At 51.5% G+C, this 16,999-nt stretch carries 17 protein-coding genes; all 17 read right to left on the reverse strand.

What is annotated here, in order from left to right:
• Window positions 1-14: 14 nt before the first annotated feature.
• Window positions 15-641, reverse strand: coding sequence for a nicotinate-nucleotide adenylyltransferase (gene nadD, locus WFK81_RS05255; protein WP_336785369.1), 627 nt, complete (start codon window positions 639-641; stop codon window positions 15-17).
• Window positions 638-2,137 (reverse strand): nicotinate phosphoribosyltransferase, encoded by a 1,500-nt coding sequence (locus WFK81_RS05260; protein WP_336785370.1) that lies wholly within the window; start codon window positions 2,135-2,137, stop codon window positions 638-640. Before WFK81_RS05260 ends, nadD begins: the two co-directional genes overlap by 4 nt.
• Window positions 2,138-2,163: 26 nt before the next feature.
• Window positions 2,164-3,090 carry a hypothetical protein gene (locus WFK81_RS05265; RefSeq protein ID WP_336785371.1) on the reverse strand — a complete coding sequence of 309 codons (927 nt, stop codon included), beginning with the start codon at window positions 3,088-3,090 and terminating at the stop codon, window positions 2,164-2,166.
• Window positions 3,091-3,171: 81 nt separating this feature from the next.
• Window positions 3,172-3,963, reverse strand: coding sequence for an NUDIX domain-containing protein (locus WFK81_RS05270; protein WP_336785372.1), 792 nt, complete (start codon window positions 3,961-3,963; stop codon window positions 3,172-3,174).
• 96 nt (window positions 3,964-4,059) lie between these two features.
• Complete coding sequence (locus tag WFK81_RS05275; protein ID WP_336785373.1) at window positions 4,060-5,217, reverse strand: GerAB/ArcD/ProY family transporter; 1,158 nt, start codon at window positions 5,215-5,217, stop codon at window positions 4,060-4,062.
• A gap of 33 nt (window positions 5,218-5,250) precedes the next feature.
• Window positions 5,251-5,472 carry a hypothetical protein gene (locus WFK81_RS05280; protein ID WP_336785374.1) on the reverse strand — a complete coding sequence of 74 codons (222 nt, stop codon included), beginning with the start codon at window positions 5,470-5,472 and terminating at the stop codon, window positions 5,251-5,253.
• Window positions 5,473-5,493: 21 nt separating this feature from the next.
• Complete coding sequence (locus WFK81_RS05285) at window positions 5,494-6,675, reverse strand: Ger(x)C family spore germination protein (RefSeq protein ID WP_336785375.1); 1,182 nt, start codon at window positions 6,673-6,675, stop codon at window positions 5,494-5,496.
• Between the two features lie 12 nt (window positions 6,676-6,687).
• The gene (locus WFK81_RS05290) at window positions 6,688-8,238 is read right to left on the reverse strand and encodes a spore germination protein (protein WP_336785376.1); all 1,551 of its coding nucleotides are present in this window, start codon (window positions 8,236-8,238) and stop codon (window positions 6,688-6,690) included.
• Between the two features lie 339 nt (window positions 8,239-8,577).
• The gene (locus WFK81_RS05295) at window positions 8,578-8,760 is read right to left on the reverse strand and encodes a hypothetical protein (protein WP_336785377.1); all 183 of its coding nucleotides are present in this window, start codon (window positions 8,758-8,760) and stop codon (window positions 8,578-8,580) included.
• Window positions 8,761-8,889: 129 nt separating this feature from the next.
• A complete protein-coding gene (locus WFK81_RS05300; RefSeq protein WP_336785378.1) occupies window positions 8,890-9,222 on the reverse strand; it encodes a hypothetical protein in 333 nt (110 codons plus the stop codon).
• The gene (locus WFK81_RS05305) at window positions 9,219-9,641 is read right to left on the reverse strand and encodes a hypothetical protein (protein WP_336785379.1); all 423 of its coding nucleotides are present in this window, start codon (window positions 9,639-9,641) and stop codon (window positions 9,219-9,221) included. The genes WFK81_RS05300 and WFK81_RS05305 overlap by 4 nt, the downstream gene beginning before the upstream one ends.
• 171 nt (window positions 9,642-9,812) lie before the next feature.
• Window positions 9,813-10,784, reverse strand: coding sequence for a carbohydrate kinase family protein (locus WFK81_RS05310; protein ID WP_442956019.1), 972 nt, complete (start codon window positions 10,782-10,784; stop codon window positions 9,813-9,815).
• A 20-nt stretch (window positions 10,785-10,804) separates the two neighbouring features.
• Window positions 10,805-12,274: a glycoside hydrolase family 32 protein gene (locus tag WFK81_RS05315; RefSeq protein ID WP_336785380.1), complete on the reverse strand. Its 1,470-nt coding sequence runs from the start codon at window positions 12,272-12,274 to the stop codon at window positions 10,805-10,807.
• 114 nt (window positions 12,275-12,388) lie between these two features.
• Window positions 12,389-13,216 (reverse strand): carbohydrate ABC transporter permease, encoded by an 828-nt coding sequence (locus WFK81_RS05320; RefSeq protein WP_336785381.1) that lies wholly within the window; start codon window positions 13,214-13,216, stop codon window positions 12,389-12,391.
• Complete coding sequence (locus WFK81_RS05325; RefSeq protein ID WP_336785382.1) at window positions 13,216-14,100, reverse strand: carbohydrate ABC transporter permease; 885 nt, start codon at window positions 14,098-14,100, stop codon at window positions 13,216-13,218. Before WFK81_RS05325 ends, WFK81_RS05320 begins: the two co-directional genes overlap by 1 nt.
• 191 nt (window positions 14,101-14,291) lie before the next feature.
• Window positions 14,292-15,629 carry an ABC transporter substrate-binding protein gene (locus tag WFK81_RS05330; protein WP_336785383.1) on the reverse strand — a complete coding sequence of 446 codons (1,338 nt, stop codon included), beginning with the start codon at window positions 15,627-15,629 and terminating at the stop codon, window positions 14,292-14,294.
• Between the two features lie 216 nt (window positions 15,630-15,845).
• The gene (locus WFK81_RS05335) at window positions 15,846-16,823 is read right to left on the reverse strand and encodes a LacI family DNA-binding transcriptional regulator (protein ID WP_336785384.1); all 978 of its coding nucleotides are present in this window, start codon (window positions 16,821-16,823) and stop codon (window positions 15,846-15,848) included.
• Window positions 16,824-16,999 lie beyond the last annotated feature (176 nt).

Raw genomic sequence — 16,999 nt, forward strand, 5'->3', positions numbered from 1 at the left:
GCCTCCTTCAATCGTTAAATACGGTACAAACCGTTCTGCTTGATATAGTCGTAACACGAATCCGGCAGCAAATATCTCGGCTCCCCGCCCCGGCTGAATTCATCCCGGATGTAAGTCGAGCTTATTTCCATGGCCAGCCCTTTGCTCATCAATTGGAACCGTCCGTCGTCATGGTTGCGAAGCAGCGGCGAACGGGAGATCGCTTCCGTCATATCAATGCCATTACGTGCCATTATGATAAACTTATTTTCCTCAATCAATTCCTTCTCATGCGACCATTTGCCGTCCGCGATATCGACAAGAAGATCGGCGCCCATAATAAAATACAGCTCATCCTCAGGATATTGCTCGCGGAAATGCCTCATCGTGTGGAACGTATATTGCATGCCCGCCAGGACCGTAAGCTCATAGGGGTCAAAAACAAACTTCGGATTATCCTGAATCGCAAGCTTGATCATATTGACCCGGTGCTCGTCGCTTGTGTTCGTTTTCTTGTCATGGCGCATGCTGGAGGAAGGCAGAAAGATTACTAAATCCAGGTTTTTGCGGTGCGCCACCGTCGAAGCCGTCCATAAATGCACATTCGTTATCGGGTCGAAAGAAGATCCGTAGATCCCGATTTTCCGGGGTTTTGTCGTCATGTCTCTTTAGCCACTCCTTCCGCTTTCTCCTTCATCGCATGGATGAGATTCATCTTGTTGTCCCAGCAGCGCTGGCTTAAGTCAACCGGATAATCCTCCGGATTCTGATTCCGCTTGTATTCATCCCAGAGCAGCTCCAAGTTTCCTTTGGCAAAAGCCTGCACCTCATAGAGCCCGGGCATCTCGTAGACCAGCTGTCCATCTACGAAAATATCCGCATGAAGCTCTCTCGCTTCGTAATTCGTTACGAATTTGCTGATATAGGTGTACACCGGGTGGAACATCTTAAGGCGTCCTTCCTCCTGCGGCTTCTCCTCTTCCAGCGCGATATAATCGCCCTCCGAGCGGTGATTCGCCAGATTAATGATCCGGTACAGCCTCTTCCTTCCCGGAGTTGTCACTTTCTCGGGATTGCCCGAAATTTTGATCGTGTCGACCATTTTTCCAGTATCATCTTCTATCGCCACAATTTTATAGACTGCTCCTAAAGCCGGCTGATCATACGCCGTTATAAGCTTTGTTCCGATTCCCCATGCGTCGATAACCGCGCCCTGCGACTTCAAATTCAGGACCGTGTATTCATCGAGATCATTCGAGGCATAAATCCGGGTTTCTTCAAAACCGGCCTTGTTCAGCAGCTTGCGGACTTCCTTCGACAGGTAAGCAAGGTCGCCCGAATCAAGCCGGACTCCTTCGAACAACTCCTTGATGCCAAGCTCCTTCACGACTCTGATGGCGTTATGAATGCCCGATTTGAGCGTATCGTACGTGTCGATCAGGAAGACGCATTTGCGGTTCATCTGCTTCTGCCGCCTCGCATAACGGAGGAACGCTTCGTATTCGTCAAGCATCGCCTGTACCATCGCGTGAGCATGCGTGCCCGATACCTTTGCGCCAAACCGTTTGCCGCATCGCACGTTCGAAGTTGCATCGCAGCCGCCGATAATGGCAGCCCGCGAGCCCCAGAGCGCTGCATCCATTTCTTGGGCGCGGCGCGTGCCGAACTCGAGAAGCGGAGCATCTCCAACGGCATTGCGGATTCTCGAGGCTTTGGTCGCGATCAGCGTCTGGTAGTTTACGATATTAAGCAGCGCGGTCTCGATAAATTGGGCTTCGGCCAGCGTACCTTCCACCCGGAGGATCGCTTCATTGCCGAAGACCAGCTCTCCTTCGCGCATGGCGGTAATTTTGCCGGTGAAGCGAAGCTGCTTCAGGTAAGCGAGGAAATCCTCTTCATAACCAAGCTCCTCCTGCAAATAGGCCAGGTCCGAATCCGTAAAGCCGAAGCTTTGCACATACTCGATAATCCGCTCCAGTCCCGCAAAGATTGCGTAGCCGTTCCCGAAAGGCAGCTTGCGGAAAAAGAGCTCGAATACCGCTCTCCGCTCGCTCATTCCTTCCGCCCAATAAGTCTCCACCATATTGACCTGGTATAAGTCCGTATGCAGCGCAAGGCTGTCGTCCGCATATTTCCTGATTTGCTGTCCGTTGTCCATCTCCGGTTCCCTCCGTATCCTTATGCTTATATCGTCAGGCCTTCCGCCGTCGCGAGCTGAATGCCGTATCGCTTAACTAGTTCCCGGATCGCCGTGTCCGTCAAAGCTTCCGTACCCGGTATCGGGCTCGAGCAGTCCGTCAGCAGATGAATGCTTTCCGTCAATGCCCGGTTCTCCGCATGATGCTCCAAAATATGCTTCAGCGTATCGAGTACGCAATGCGAGAGTGCCTGACCGGCGATATAAATTTGGTTATAATCCGTGAGGCTGTCCAGAAAAGCCCGGTTGGCGTCGCTCGCCACGCCATCCTCCCGGTAGAACGCGCCGTACATTTCGCTTAACGGATCCTGTCCTTTCTCCAAAATAACCGGCGTGCTTCTTCTTGCCACCGTATGGAAGTAGACCAGATTCATGAATTGGCTCTCGAACTCCACACCGTTTGTTCCTTCCAGGCAGTGGTATGGCCAGATGCGAAGCTCCCGCTTCCCGCCCACCTTAAGCTCATGAAGATAAGCAAGGCTTCTCGCCGGCGAAAAAACCGGCGTCCAATCCCCACTTATAACCGACTCTACCGTAATGACCGTTTCGACGGGGACGGGCTGCTTGCCGCTCCGGTCCGTCCACCAGCAAGGATGAAAAATCTGCAGCGGCGTATGGACGTCCTTGGTTAATGCGACTTGTGTGATTTTATGCAAATTTCTATACATAAATTTTCCAAGCCGAATGGTGTCCTGGACCGATCCGGGAACTCCCAGCTCGCCGCCTTCGATAAAGCTGTTCTGCTGGTCGATGACCAGAAGCAGGGTTTTCACTTGATCCGCTTCAGCCGGCAGGAGCTGCTCTTTCGCGGCTTCTGTCAGCACATCATTCATAGCTGCGCTGCTTTTGCCGCCAATATCGGCCTCCCGGAACAAACGATCAAACGGAGTAACAAGCTTATTATTCGTCGTCATCATTAGCCATCTCCTCTTATTCCTTATTTCATGTTTTATGAAATATTATTTCTAAAAAGAACAGGTATTGTGACAATACCTTTAGAAGTAGATCGACTCCAGAGGTTCTCCCTCTTTGAAACGGTACAAAATCGATGGTCGCTTGGAATTTCTTGATGTGGTTTTGGCTTCGCCGTCGATTCGAACGACTTCGATAAACGGGAGGCGTTCGGCACGGTTCCGGAATGTCGAATACTTCGCTACCTTTGGGCTGTCGGTAACGGTTAAGAGCACGCTTTGCAGCTCGCTTAACGTAAATTCCTGCGGCAGGAAGCTGCGGGCAACCGTCGAGAGCAGCATATCCTTCCGGATCATTTCGTAAGCGTCGGCAATCACCAATCGATGGTCAAAGGCCATCTCCAGCTCTTTAATCTCCTCGATCGTAAAGAGCTCCACCTCCTCCGCATCGTCGGCCGCCTTGCGTTTCTCGAGGTAATCCTCCGGCACAATCGCGTAATGCGCGTTGGAGATTATCCATCCCCGCTTATCCCGGCCCAGCTTGTCATAGACCCCGTAATGCCGAATATGAATGCCCTCTACGCCGGTCTCTTCGGACAATTCGCGTTTGGCCGCTTCGTATGCTACCTCTTCGGGATCTATAAAACCTCCCGGCAGCGCCCATTTCCCGCCTTCGATGTTCGGATTTCCTTCGCGGTCATGCTGTGCCCGGCGGATCAGCATCAGCTTCATCGTCCGCTTCGGCGGCTTATTGGGTGCGATTGGCTCGCTAATGATCGTAAATACCGCAATATCGCTTGTATAGCCATCCGGTGTCCGGTACTTCTTCGGATCGTAATGGGCGAGAACTTCTTCTTCGGAGTTGAAACGGGCCATTCCAGTCACCTCAATAATATTTCATATTTCATGTTTTATTATTTATAGTGTCATTTTAACATGATCCCGCGGAAGGAACAAGCGTTTTTTGGAAAATCATTCGCCTAATTTTTCGGTTGCCTCCTGCCCTTGCTGCCCCTGCAGTGTCGGCTGCTTCTTCTGTTTTTGCTTGATTGCCAGCAGGAGAACCAGCATAATGATCGGGAGCACAAGGAAAAAGGTTAAATCAAACCAGGGATAATAATCAATCAGGATCTGATTGTAAGTGACGATATTAGGCGTGCCAATCACCGTGCAGACAAGCAGGATCATTCCAAGCGGTATGGTCAGCATCTTGCTCTCTTGCAGACGAAACACCTGCGCGAGCCCGGTTGTAAGCGTAAAGAAGTGTAGCAGCGATTTGTAGAACACGGTGATGACCCATAAAAAGGCCATTACCGCCTCAATCCGTTCAAGGAAATGACCGATCATAATTTTCTGGGCTAACACAAAGGTCGGATAATATTTGGACTCCATCAGAGCTGGCCCTAACACGAGTACGCTAAGGAGAACAATAAGAAACAAAATCATGCCGCCTACCGCAAAGCCCTTCAGAATGTGCTTCGATAGCTTTTCGCTGCCCTCCACATAGGGAACCAGCATAAGCAGAACAACCATCTCGGCAAAAGCCGTGCAATAAGCGGGAAGCGCTCCGTTGATAATCGGCAGGATGCCATGGGCCGTAATGGGGAGAAGATTCTTCCACTCGATCTGCGGCATCAGAAATATGACAAGCATGGCAAACAGTCCCATAAAAACAGGGAATAACAGCTCGCCCATCCTGGCATAAGCCTCTATGCCATACCGGTAGGCAATAATAACAACCGCCGCAAACACTAGAATAATCGCATTAACCGGCGTCTCCGGCATTAATTGCGTTGTCATGAACCGGCTCATCTCGCTGAGCAGCGTGATCACGCACATAAAGGAACCGAACAGGAAGAGGATAAAAAAGAAGCCGCCAAACCAGATTCCAAGCCTTTGCCGAATCGCTTCATACAGGCTCATCCGGTCAAGCCGGCCAGCGATAGCCGCAAACAAGCCTCCCGTAGCAAGTCCCGCAACAAAGGCAAGCAGCATGGAGAGCCAGGAGTCCTGTTTGGAGGCGGCTGCCGTAATGGTTGGCATAATGAGAATCGAGTCGCCAATCGTTCCAATCACAATCAGGATACCGAACTGTCTGACCGATATTTTTCCATTCATGTATGTAGGCATTCCGTACCTCCCCTCCCTTCTTTCCTTCTACCCCTACGACTTTGATTTCCCTATCCATCCGTACATCCATTTCACCAATAAAAAGGGGTTCGGAAGATCGATTTGAAGCGCCAGAACACAGAACAATGCCGTTCCGATCAGCAGTAGGACAAGGAAAAAGGCAAGCTCCCGGAATTGCTGCCGCCGGATTAGTCCCCGTGCTTCCAGCCAGAAGGTTCCCGCCGCCAAAGCCAGAACGCCAAATAGTGATGCCATTTGCCGATCCCCTCCTCCTCATTATCTGATCGTACTATTCTCGGTTGTACCCGTTTCCCGGATATACAATTTAATCTTGTAGCTCACTTTAAGCTTCGGAAAATATTCCTCGCGCCATTGATCCTTCACCCGGTACCAGAAGGCAGGATGCTCCTTCTCCATCTGAGTGCCGAAGCCGAAAATATCCGATTTCATTTCTTTGGCATGGTTAACGGCCGCTTCCGCATTGGTTTGAATATTCTCTTTTGTTTTCTTCTCTAATTGCTTGATTGTCTCCGGATTCGACAAATCCACGTCGGCGCATGATCTTTCGACGATATTGGCCTCCGTCCGGATGGAGACTTCAACCTCCGGATTTCCGTTTACAACCTTTGTTTTGATTTTGGAATTGGAGGACGTCACTTCTATCCCCATATATCGCTGTTCCCCGCATGGTATAGCGATCGAAGTACTATCCAGATTATTCGTAATATCGGTATAACCCCTGCTCTCCCTTTCGTTCAGCCAGCCGATCAATTTATCATCCCTGAAAGCGGCGATGCCCGAATAACGGAATCGGCTTGGCGGCATGAATTTCTCTACATTTTGTTTGTTTTCCCCGACTTTGGGATTGCCAATAACTCTTATTCCGGTCAACGCAAGCTCGCTCCCTTGGGAAGAGAGATTGGTTATCGCTTTATCCAGCGTGACGGCAATGGTTGGCGCCCAATTTTTCGCGGAGGTCTGCAGCGACTGCTGCATGCTGTAGCTTGGCAGCTTCTCAACCGGCGTATACAGCTTTAGTACATCCTCCGCCTTGCTTCCTTTTGCGATGATGATATTAAAATCCATCCGCGTTTCATTATCGCGGGCGGACACGTCAATCAACTCGTTGATGCCCTTCCTTGCGGCTTCCTCTCCGATCACATAGATTTGCAGATGCCCAAGATACACCTTGCGCGGCGCCTCCGCGGTTACCGCTCTGGCTGCCTCAAACAACGTTTTTCCCCTTCCTTGGAAAAGGGTGCCCGGAGGGCGGTCTCCCCTTTTTTGCTGATTCGAAATCTCGCTGGGATTAACCACCTGAAAGGAAACCAAGTAATGCCCGTCCTCCCAGTCGATTCCCATCCCAAGGACAATCAGAAGCTCGTTCAGCTCCCTTCTGCTCCAACAGCCGGTCATCAGCAGAAGGCACAGCATCGAAATGGCAAATTTGTAGAGCATGATGACGCCTCCCTATTTTCTGCGGATTCTGCTGGAATCGGATGCTAATGAGGTGTCCGGCCTTTTGAACAGGAGCCATCTCGGCAGACGGAATAACGCGTCTTGCATTTCGGTTTTTTGGAATGGCGACAGTGGCGTCATAAACGGTTCCCCAAACGAACGCAAGGCACACAGATGGAGCATAAGGACAAAGAACCCCATTATAATGCCAAACAGGCCAAAGCTTGCAGCCACCCCCATAAACGCAAAACGAAGGATGCGGACCGGGATCGACATGCTGTAGGCCGGAAGCGTAAACGTCGAGATCGCCGTAATGGATACCACAATAACCATCGCCGCGGATACGATCCCCGCCTCTACGGCTGCCTGCCCGATAACAAGCGTGCCTACGACCGATACCGCCTGGCCAATCGCACGCGGCATCCGAAGTCCCGCTTCCCGCAAAATCTCGAACGTAATCTCCATAATAAGCGCCTCGAAAAAGGCGGGAAACGGTACTCCTTCACGCTGCGCGGCGAGGGAGATCAGAAGCGATGCGGGCAGCATATCCCGGTGAAACGTCGTGATAGCGATATAGAGCGATGGAAACAGAAGCGAGATAAAGACGCTTCCGAACCTCAGAATACGTAATAAGCTTGCATAGAAGGCACGCTGGTAATAATCCTCCGTCGATTGAAAAAAAGTAACCATCTGGGTAGGCGCAATCAGGACGTTGGGCGTACCCTCAACGAGAATGGCTACTTTGCCTTCCAACAGCTGGCTTGCCGCATTATCCGGCAGCTCCGTATTGTACACGGTAGGAAACAGCGACCATTTATCGTCCTCGATTAACTCTTCGATATATCCGCTGTCGAGAATGCCGTCGATCTTGATTTGGCTCAGCCGGTCGCGGACCAGCTGCAGAACGGACGGTTTCGCAAGGCCGTTGATGTACATGAGCGTGACGTCGGTTTTGGTAAGGTGGCCGATGGTGACCGTCTCCGTCCACAAACGCGGGTCCTTGATCTTCCGCCGGATAAGCGAAGTATTGGTACGGAGCGTTTCGGTGAAGCTTTCCCGGGGCCCCCGAATAGACGTCTGGTTTGTTGATTCCGTAACGTCCCGGCCCTTCCATTCCCGGATGTCCGCGCAGTAGGCATATTGGTGCCCGCGGAGCAGTATGATCGCTTCGCCGCACAACAGATTCTTGTAGAGGGAGCCCAGGTCGGATACGGTACGGACCGGTCCCATGCCGTTTAGCAGCTTCTTTGCGAGCGTCCCCGCATCCAGCGTCATCATGTCCTCCCCATCATAGCGGGGCAAGGAATAGTCCAGCACATCGTAGATATATTGATTAATGGCCATCGCGTTAGACAGTCCGTCGATATAGACGACCGCCGCAGCTGCCGTATTTATCCCTTCATTATGGATCTGCCGCATAATAAGATCATCGCTGCCGCCCATATCGCGCTTTACCCGCAATAAATTATTCTCAACCGAAGGATCAATCGGAATATCGGCGTACTCGGGCAGCATTTGGTTGTCATTGGAGCTCGAACGTTTCGTAAACAGTTGCCGATGCATAAGCGAGCTACCTCCAGGATGAAAGTCTATCCTTCCCATTATGACCATCCGCGGAGGGGGGCTAAACTTGGATGCGGGCAGAAAGGGGCAATTTTGCAAAGGGATTAACTATGCGAATGAGCTCATTAACTGACAGTGGCTACTCCCTCTCTAGCAGTAAATTTCGCCTATTTTACCCAACCCGCACAGAGGATAAGACCCTACCAGGGTCTTATCACCACCACTTCAGCTGCCCAAAAGCAAAATAAGACCCTCGCGGGGTCTTATTTCATTACTGTCTAGGCAACTTCAAGGTTTCCACAGAAAAAGACAGCCTCAGCTGTCCAATAAAAGGTGCAATTAAAAATAACTGATGCGCTGCTCGCTGCGGGATTGCCTTTCTAGCATCTTGATGAGGATGTAACGCTGCATGCCTGCCGAATCGGCAATCGCCTGGTCGCCATGCTTCTTTGCTTCGTCATACCTGCCGGCTTTGAAAGCCGCTTCAGCATCAAGCACCGAACGGAGCGCTTTGCTTCTCATCTGAATTTTGCATGCCTCCACCTTATCCCAGTCATTTTCTATAACAGCTATGAGCCCGGTATAGTAAAGCTTTGCTTCAGGCCGTTTTACGTTCTCTATTTGACGCGGCAGGGCAGCAAAATTCTGTTTCTAGTAATCAATCGAAATCTGCATGGCCAGACGTTGCTGTTCGTGCTTAATCTGCGCAATTCTCTGCTCAGCTTCTTTGATCCGGCCATTTATCAAATCCAGAGTAACGGCATAATAAGGCTTATGGGATGAACGCAGCATAAACTTCTCTACCCGGTTCATATTTTTCGAGAAATAAGTAAGATAGACAACGGGGAAGATGCTGACCCCAAAAACCACGATAAAAAGTCCAATGTAAAATACGACTGGCGGGACGCTTGGATGAAGTCCATACCAAGTTCCCGCCGCGATGGCGATGACAAGGGTTACTACCCATCTTAACCAATTGCTCATTTCGAACGGCTTCCTCCTAATACCTCTTCCACGGGTAAGGCTTTGACGTATTGGCCTGGTGCTGCTTCAACGGCGATCCCGGATTCTACCGGAACTCCGGCAATCTGATAGAGTGCGGTTCCTTCCTTGTAATAGTTGGAGGATTCGTCGGGCTCATCAAAGTTTGCTTGAGTTAAAAGATGCTTAATCTCCCCAAGCTTCCCTTCTACCGACTCTACCTTCTCTTCCACCCCGACATAGATTCTATCCTGGAATTTGATCATCCGTGCGAAAGGCCAACTGGCTGAGCTGCCGGTCGTCTCTGTTGGCGGATTGATTTTCGCCTTTGCCTGCTGTGTTTCCGAACTATTCTTATTCCCTGTTCCGCAGCCTGCTAGTAATATAACAAGAAATAGCAACAGAGTCATGCCTATTTTCACTAGAAATTCCTCCCTTATCCACTTATACCTACAACGTGATCAGGGAGGAAGATGTTGCTTCTCCTTGCAAGAACAAAAGGTCTGATCGCCCGCGGCGGTCAGACCTTTTGTTCAAGTCCTTCAACTATCAACAGTATACGGCTCCGTACCTGCAGGTAATCGATAGTCTGCTTAACCGAAATCCTCGATCTCTTCCAGCGTAGGCAGCGAATCGATTGCGCCGGAACGCGTTACGGTTATGGCTGCCGCACGGTTAGCAAACGCCAGCATGCCGCGAGCCGACTCTTCGCGAATACGTTCGAGAAACTCCGGATGCTTAGCGACGAGGGACAGCAGCGCGCCGACAAAGGCATCGCCCGCTCCCGTCGTATCGATCGCCGTCACCCGTTGTCCCGGTACCGATACGGCGAAATCACGCGCGTACCAGACCGCCCCCTCCGCACCGCGCGTGTATACGACATGCTGCACATTACCGACGAACAGCGAGGCGATTGCGGTCCGTTCGTCGGCATGGCCTGTAATGAACGCAAGCTCCTCATCGCTTATTTTCACGATATGGCTTAGCGGGAGGAACTCCAGAATCGTCTGCCTGCACGATTCCCGATCGGGCCAGAGCGGCAGCCGCACGTTCGGATCGAAGCTGACGATCGCGCCGGCAGCCTTGGCCGAAGCAATCGCTTTGCGGTGCGCGTATTTGACCGGAGCCTCGATTAAATCGACGGAGCAGAAATGCAGAATATCGCCTTCGGCGAACCAATCGTTCCCGATCTCCGCTTCGCTCAGCAGCATGTCCGCGCTTGGATGACGGTAGAAGGAGAACTCCCGGTTGCCGTCCGCCTGCAGACTAACGAAGGCGAGCGCGGTATTCGCCTCGTTCGTCCGGAATACATAACGTGTGTCAACGCCCGCTTGCTCCATCGTCTCCACGAGAAAGTCGCCGAAGGCGTCGGCTCCGACCTTGCCGATGAACGAGCTGCGTCCGCCTAGCTTCGCGACCGCGCAAGCCACGTTAGCAGGCGCGCCCCCCGCGGCCTTGCGGAAGCTGTCCACCTTCTTCAAGCCGCAGCCTTTCTCATGGGGGATAAAATCGATTAACGCTTCTCCAATCGTAAATACCGTCCGCACCTGTATGCTCCCCTCCATATAACTTCTGCCCCTTAACCTTACTTGATGTCCCACTTCCGAAGCGAAACCAGCCGGCAGGATCCGTTTGCGAACAGATGAATGCCCGTTGAAGCCGCATCGGGATAGATCCGTCCCGTCATGACGATCTCGCCGTCGCCGACGAATACTTCCACCGAGCTTTTATCTACGAAAATGCGCAAGCCCAGCTTGCCGTCCGCAAGTCTCGTCAGGGCGCGGCGCTCGCCTCCGGGCCCGATGCCGGACCGGTCGCGGTTGAATCGCAGGAGCTGATCGTCCGGGCGATAAGACAATACCGTCTCCTCACCGTTGCCGACGCGCAGCTTCAGTCCGAATTGCTCGGCTTGCCCCGCTTCAAAAACGACCTCGAGCTCGTAGCAATCACCGCCAACAGGCAGCTCGCGTACTCCGTTCAGCTGAATATCCGTCTCCGAGAAGGCATTGAGCCGATAGTTCTCAATCTCTTTCACCGGCCGGTATAGAATCCGTTCTCCAACCAATACCGCTTCCCGCGGCAAGCTCATGGCGCCCGCCCAATGGTGGCCATTCTGTGTCGGCATGTCCGTTTCCCACATATCCATCCAGCCGATAACGATGCGCCGCCCCTTCTCATCCAGCGTGGATTGCGGCGCATAGAAATCAAAGCCGTGGTCCACCTGGGCATGACTCTCCATGTCGAACCCGCCGGTCTTGCCATCAAATGCGCCGATAACCGTCATCGTGGAATGCAGGTTGCGGTACTGCTCGCCCTGCGCCGGCATCCGCTGCGGGGACAGCATGAATACATCTTTCCCGCCAAGCTCGAACAGATCCGGGCATTCCCAGTTATCGCCGAATCTGCCGTCGCTCCGCGCGAGCTCCCCAACAAACGTCCAGCTCATCAGGTCGTCCGACCGGTAGACGAGAACCAGCCCGTTGCCTGCGCCGTCGTTAGAACCAAGCACAACGTAATAACGACCGTCCCGCTCGAATACTTTCGGATCGCGGAAGTCTTTCTGGCTCGCCCAATCCGGTATTTGATCATAGCCGATGACCGGATTTAACGGATGTTTCTTGAAGTTCACCCCGTCCTCCGATACCGCGATGCCCTGAGACTGCTTGTAGTCGCTGTCTTTATCCGGGCCGGTTACCACATGGCCGGTATACATCAGGAAGAGCTTGCCGTCTTTGCTCACCGCACTGCCGGAGAAACATCCGCCGCTATCGAAATCCGTATCCGGGGCAAGCGCTACGGGCAGGTATTCCCACTTGATCAAATCCTTGCTCACCGCATGCCCCCAATGCATCGGTCCCCATGCCGATTGATAGGGATAATGCTGATAGAACAAATGATACTTGCCGTTGTGCTGAACAAATCCATTGGGATCGTTCATCCAGCCGAACTCCGCCATAAGATGATAATTCAGCCTGTAATCCGGACGCAGCAGATGCTTCGATTCCCGGATAAAGCGGTCAGCACGCTCTCTCGAATACTCTATAGTCTGTGTCATATGCCATCCTACCCTTGCGATAATTTACCACATAAGAATTTATAATTTCGAGCAAATCGGAAGTACAAATTTTTATTGGCGATAAAACCTACCTCTAAACGCGGTCGCTCATTCTCATTTGATCGACCCTTGCATGACGCCTTGAATGATATATCTTTGGGCGAATAGATACACCACGATAATTGGAAGAATCGTCAGCACGAGAGCAGCCATCAGCGGTCCATAGTCCGACGTATAGGTACCCTGGAAGCTGTACGTTGAGAGCGGAAGCGTCAGCTCCTCCGGTTTTACCAGAATAAGAGACGGCAGCAGGTAATCATTCCATATCCATAGGACGTTCAAGATCGCGATTGTCGCCGTCGTTGGGGCAAGCACCGGGAACACGATACGGAAAAAGGTCTGCGTCCGCGTACAGCCATCGATCATAGCCGCTTCTTCCAGCTCCGCCGGAATGCTCTTCACAAATCCATGATAGATAAAGACGGCGAGCGAGCTGCCAAATCCGAGATACATATACATCAGCGACCATTTATTGTCCAGCAGTCCAAGCGAGCCGTAAATTTTCACGAGCGGAATCATAATCGCCTGAAACGGAATAATCATGGAGGCAACCATGATCAAGAACGTATACTGATTGAACTTCGTGTTATTCCGGACAAAATAATGCGCGGTCATCGCTGCAAAGAGCGAAATAATGACCACGCTGACAACCGTAATCACCAGCGTATTCGAGAAAGCGGACATATAATTCATCTGCTCGAACGCGTTCTTGTAGTTCGTGAATTCAAGACGCAGAGGCAGGGACAAGGGATTCGACGTAATCGCTTGATTTTCTTTGAACGAATTCAAGATCAAGATCACGAACGGAACGATGAACAGGACGAGGCATACCGTGAGTACGACGCCTTTCAACCAAGGGATAGCGGGTTTGCTTCCTACCATTACGCCTCCACCTCCAATTTTTTGCTGAAATAGACCTGAAGCAGCGTAATTCCGGCAACGAGCAGGAACAATACGAACGCTTCCGCCTGTCCGACCCCGTAATCCCGGGACAGAAACGCCTTCTCATACACATGCATCGAGACCAGTTCCGTGCTCTTGAACGGCCCGCCCTTCGTCAGCGTAAGGTTTAGGTCGTACACCATGAAGCAGCGCTGCAGCGATAGAAAGATCGTGACGATGAAGGAAGGAATCATCAGCGGCAGAATCATCTTGCGCATTCTCGTCCAGCCATTAGCGCCATCGATGCTTGCAGCCTCCAATATATCGCCGGGAACGCTCATCAATCCGGCAACGAAGATGACCATCATGTAACCGGCGTATTGCCAGACGGTGACGATGATAAGCGACCAAAAGGCTTTGTCGGGATCGGCCAGCCAGGAAGCGCCAAAGAACGGAATATCCGCCTTGGTCCCGAAGTAAACAAGCACGTTCGAGAAAATAAACTGCCAGATAAACCCGAGCACGATGCCACCGACAAGATTCGGAACGAAAAAGCCCGCCCTGAACAGGCTTTGCCCCTTCATTCCCCTCGACAGCGCATAAGCCAGCGCAAAAGCGGCCGCGTTGATCAGAATAACCGAGATGAATACATATTTGAGCGTAAGGCCGAACGACTTCCAGAACACGTGGTCCTTGAACACTTCGCCGTAATTTGAGAATCCGACAAGCGAATGCGACGTGGAAATACCGTCCCAGTTCGTAAAAGTTAAATAAATGCCGTAGAAAAACGGAATGATCATGACGGTTAGAAACGCAAACAAGGTGGGACCGGTAAACAACAGTCTGGAACGAATCCGGTTCCACGCTCCTTTTTCCGCAATCATAGACGATACCTCTCGATCTGTATGGAATTATTTGATGGGGGATTAGATACGGAACAGTCCAAGGTGAAACGGCTTCGCCGTCCTTTGGCGGCGTGGCGCGTTTCATTCCGGAGAATTTAAAAAGAAAGCAATGGATAAGACGCCAATTGTCTTATCCATTGCTCGATGTAATCTGTGCTCTTGAATAAAACCTATTTTACGTTTTTCCAGTAGTCTTCGATTTCGGCCGCCAGCGTCGCGCGATCGCCCTTTTTAGCCAAGTACTTCTGCATGGACGCGCCGAGCTTCGACCAGTGATCTGCCGGAAGCGCGCTCATCGATTGCTCGGATTTGCCTTTTGCAATGTAATCCTGAATCGATTTGCCAAGCGGATCGGCCGCTGGAAGCGTTATGTTTTTGAATGCCGGAATAATGCTTGCTTTGTTGACCAGGAAATCCTGACCTTTCTGCTCGTAGACGATCCAGTTCAGGAACTTCTCGGCAGCTTGCTGCTCTGCAGGCGTGCTCTTTTCTTTGTCGACTACGATACGCTTGGACACCGCGGACGAGATTTCCTGGTTGCCGTAATCATCCGGATTGTTGCTGACCGGCACCGGCAGGAAGCCGTATTGACCGTTGGCGGTATCGAAGCTGCTGATTTGCGGCCAAGCCCAGTTGCCCATGAACCAGATGCCCACTTCGCCTTTGCCCAGCAGTTCCGGTCCGCGCTCATATACGCCGGAAAGCGGCGACTTCTGATCGACGTTGTACTTCATCATGACATCGAATGTATCCATGAGGCCGTTAAACACCTTATTGCTTCCCAAATCGGCGGTGCCGGCTTTGAGCGAATCGATAAATTTGTTCACTTCCGCCATATCCTTGTTCTGGCCGGCGTAAGCAAGCGGCAAGTAATGCGCGCCAAGCGACCAATCCATCGGCGAGATGACAAGCGCCTTCTTGCCCGATGCCTCGATCTGCTTGAAGAGATTCTCAAGATCAGAAGTCGTTCTGATCGTGGTCGGATCGAAGCTGCCGCCAACCGCCTTATCGACGACCGCTTTGTTATAGATGAAGCCGTAGCCTTCAACCGCCAGCGGGAACGCGTAGTTCTTGCCGTCGAAGGTGGTGAGGTCGGTGGCATTCGCAACGGCGTCGCCATTCCACTTCTCGCCGCTCAGATCAAGAATGCGGTCCTTGAATTTCTCTACGTCTCCGGTGTCCAGCATGATCATTGTCGGCGGATTGCCGGACGCATATAATGCGGAGGCGCGCTCGAACGGCGATGAGCCGCTTGGAACAGTCTGGATATCAAGCGTAATCTCCGGATTGTCTTCATGGAATGCCTTAGCAGCGTCTTCAAGCTGGGTTTGAATTTCGCCTTTGGAGTTCAGAAGAGTAATTTTCACTTTGTCGCTGGCAGCACTTGCATTGCCGGACGAATTGGCTTTACCCGCCGTATTCGAAGCGTTGTTGCCGCCGCACGCCGTAATCGCCATTACGAAAATAAGCGCAAGCAATGATAATTGAATCCCCTTGATTTTCTTCACGTTTCTTCCCCCATTTGGATCGAAAATTTTAGATAGCGGCAAGGTGAAACGGCTATCGCATCATTGGCGGCCAAGCGCGTTTCATTCCAATAAACCGCTTACACGAGTCATTATATGTCAAACGTTTAGCATATGTCAATCGTTTGACATGTCAAACGATTGACATTCTTCGTTTGGAAAGGTCCATCGATTGAAATGAGCCTCCAGGAGAGCGTCCTAGGTCGTTGAACGCTCCACTAGCTGCACCGGCAGAACATTCTCCACCTCGAACGGCTCTCCCTCCAGCTGCCTGCGGATAAGCTCTACGGCCAGGCGGCCCATCTCCCCGATCGGCTGTCGAATCGTTGTCAATTCAGGGAGCATCCAGGAGGAGACGTTTACATCGTCATAACCGATGATTCTTACATCCTGCGGCACCTTTTTGCCTATCCGCATGCATCCCTTAATGGCGAAAGTGGCTATAATGTCGCTGGTCGTGAAGATACCGTCCGTATCCGGGTGTTCCTCCAGCAGCTTATCGATAATACGCTCGTATTCCATATGCGCGAACATGTTCATGTCCGTTTGGAGCGTAATGGGCTGAACGCCATACTTGCGCATGATTTCGTAAAAAGCGTCCGTACGCAGGTTGGACAGCATGTCCAGCTCCTGGTTGCCGCATATATGCGCGATTTTGCGGCATCCTTTCATAATGAGCAGCTCCGCGGCAAGCTCGCCTCCCCGATAATTATCGGAAGACACGGATGGGATTTCATTGTCAATCTGGCGGTCGATCGTGACGATCGGAGAATGCAAATGGCGATATTCCTCCACCTCGAGCGTGTGGCTGCCCATGATAATGCCGTCAACCCGGTTCCGCTTCAGCATATCGATATATTCCCGCTCTTTCACCGGATCATGTTGGGAATTGCACAGCATCACCTTGAAGCCAGCTTGATAAGCGTAGTATTCTACATCATTCGCCAACTGGCTGAAGAACGGATGGGATACCATCGGAATGATCAAACCGATTACATTGGATTGCTTTCGAAGCAAGGAACGCGCGATTTCGTTCGGCTGGTAATTAAGTTCGGCCATAATATCGAATACTTTCTTGCGCGTCTTCTCGCTAATGTAACCCCTGTTGTTCAGTACTCGCGATACCGTTGTGACCGATACCCCGGCTTTCGTTGCGACATCATGAATCGTTGCCATTATTGTCCCTCTTCTTTATTCATGTTTTCCGCTGCATACGGCCCTACCTTCTTAAGCGTATCCAGGATTGACTTTTATTGTACTTCAATATTTGGTTTCCGGTAATACTATCGGGTTTTATTTCTTCAGGTTTACGCATAGGCGTTCACAAAAACCATAAAAAACAGCCCCGATGA

The organism is Paenibacillus sp. MMO-177 (genome assembly GCF_037147795.1).
GTDB lineage: Bacteria > Bacillota > Bacilli > Paenibacillales > Paenibacillaceae > Pristimantibacillus.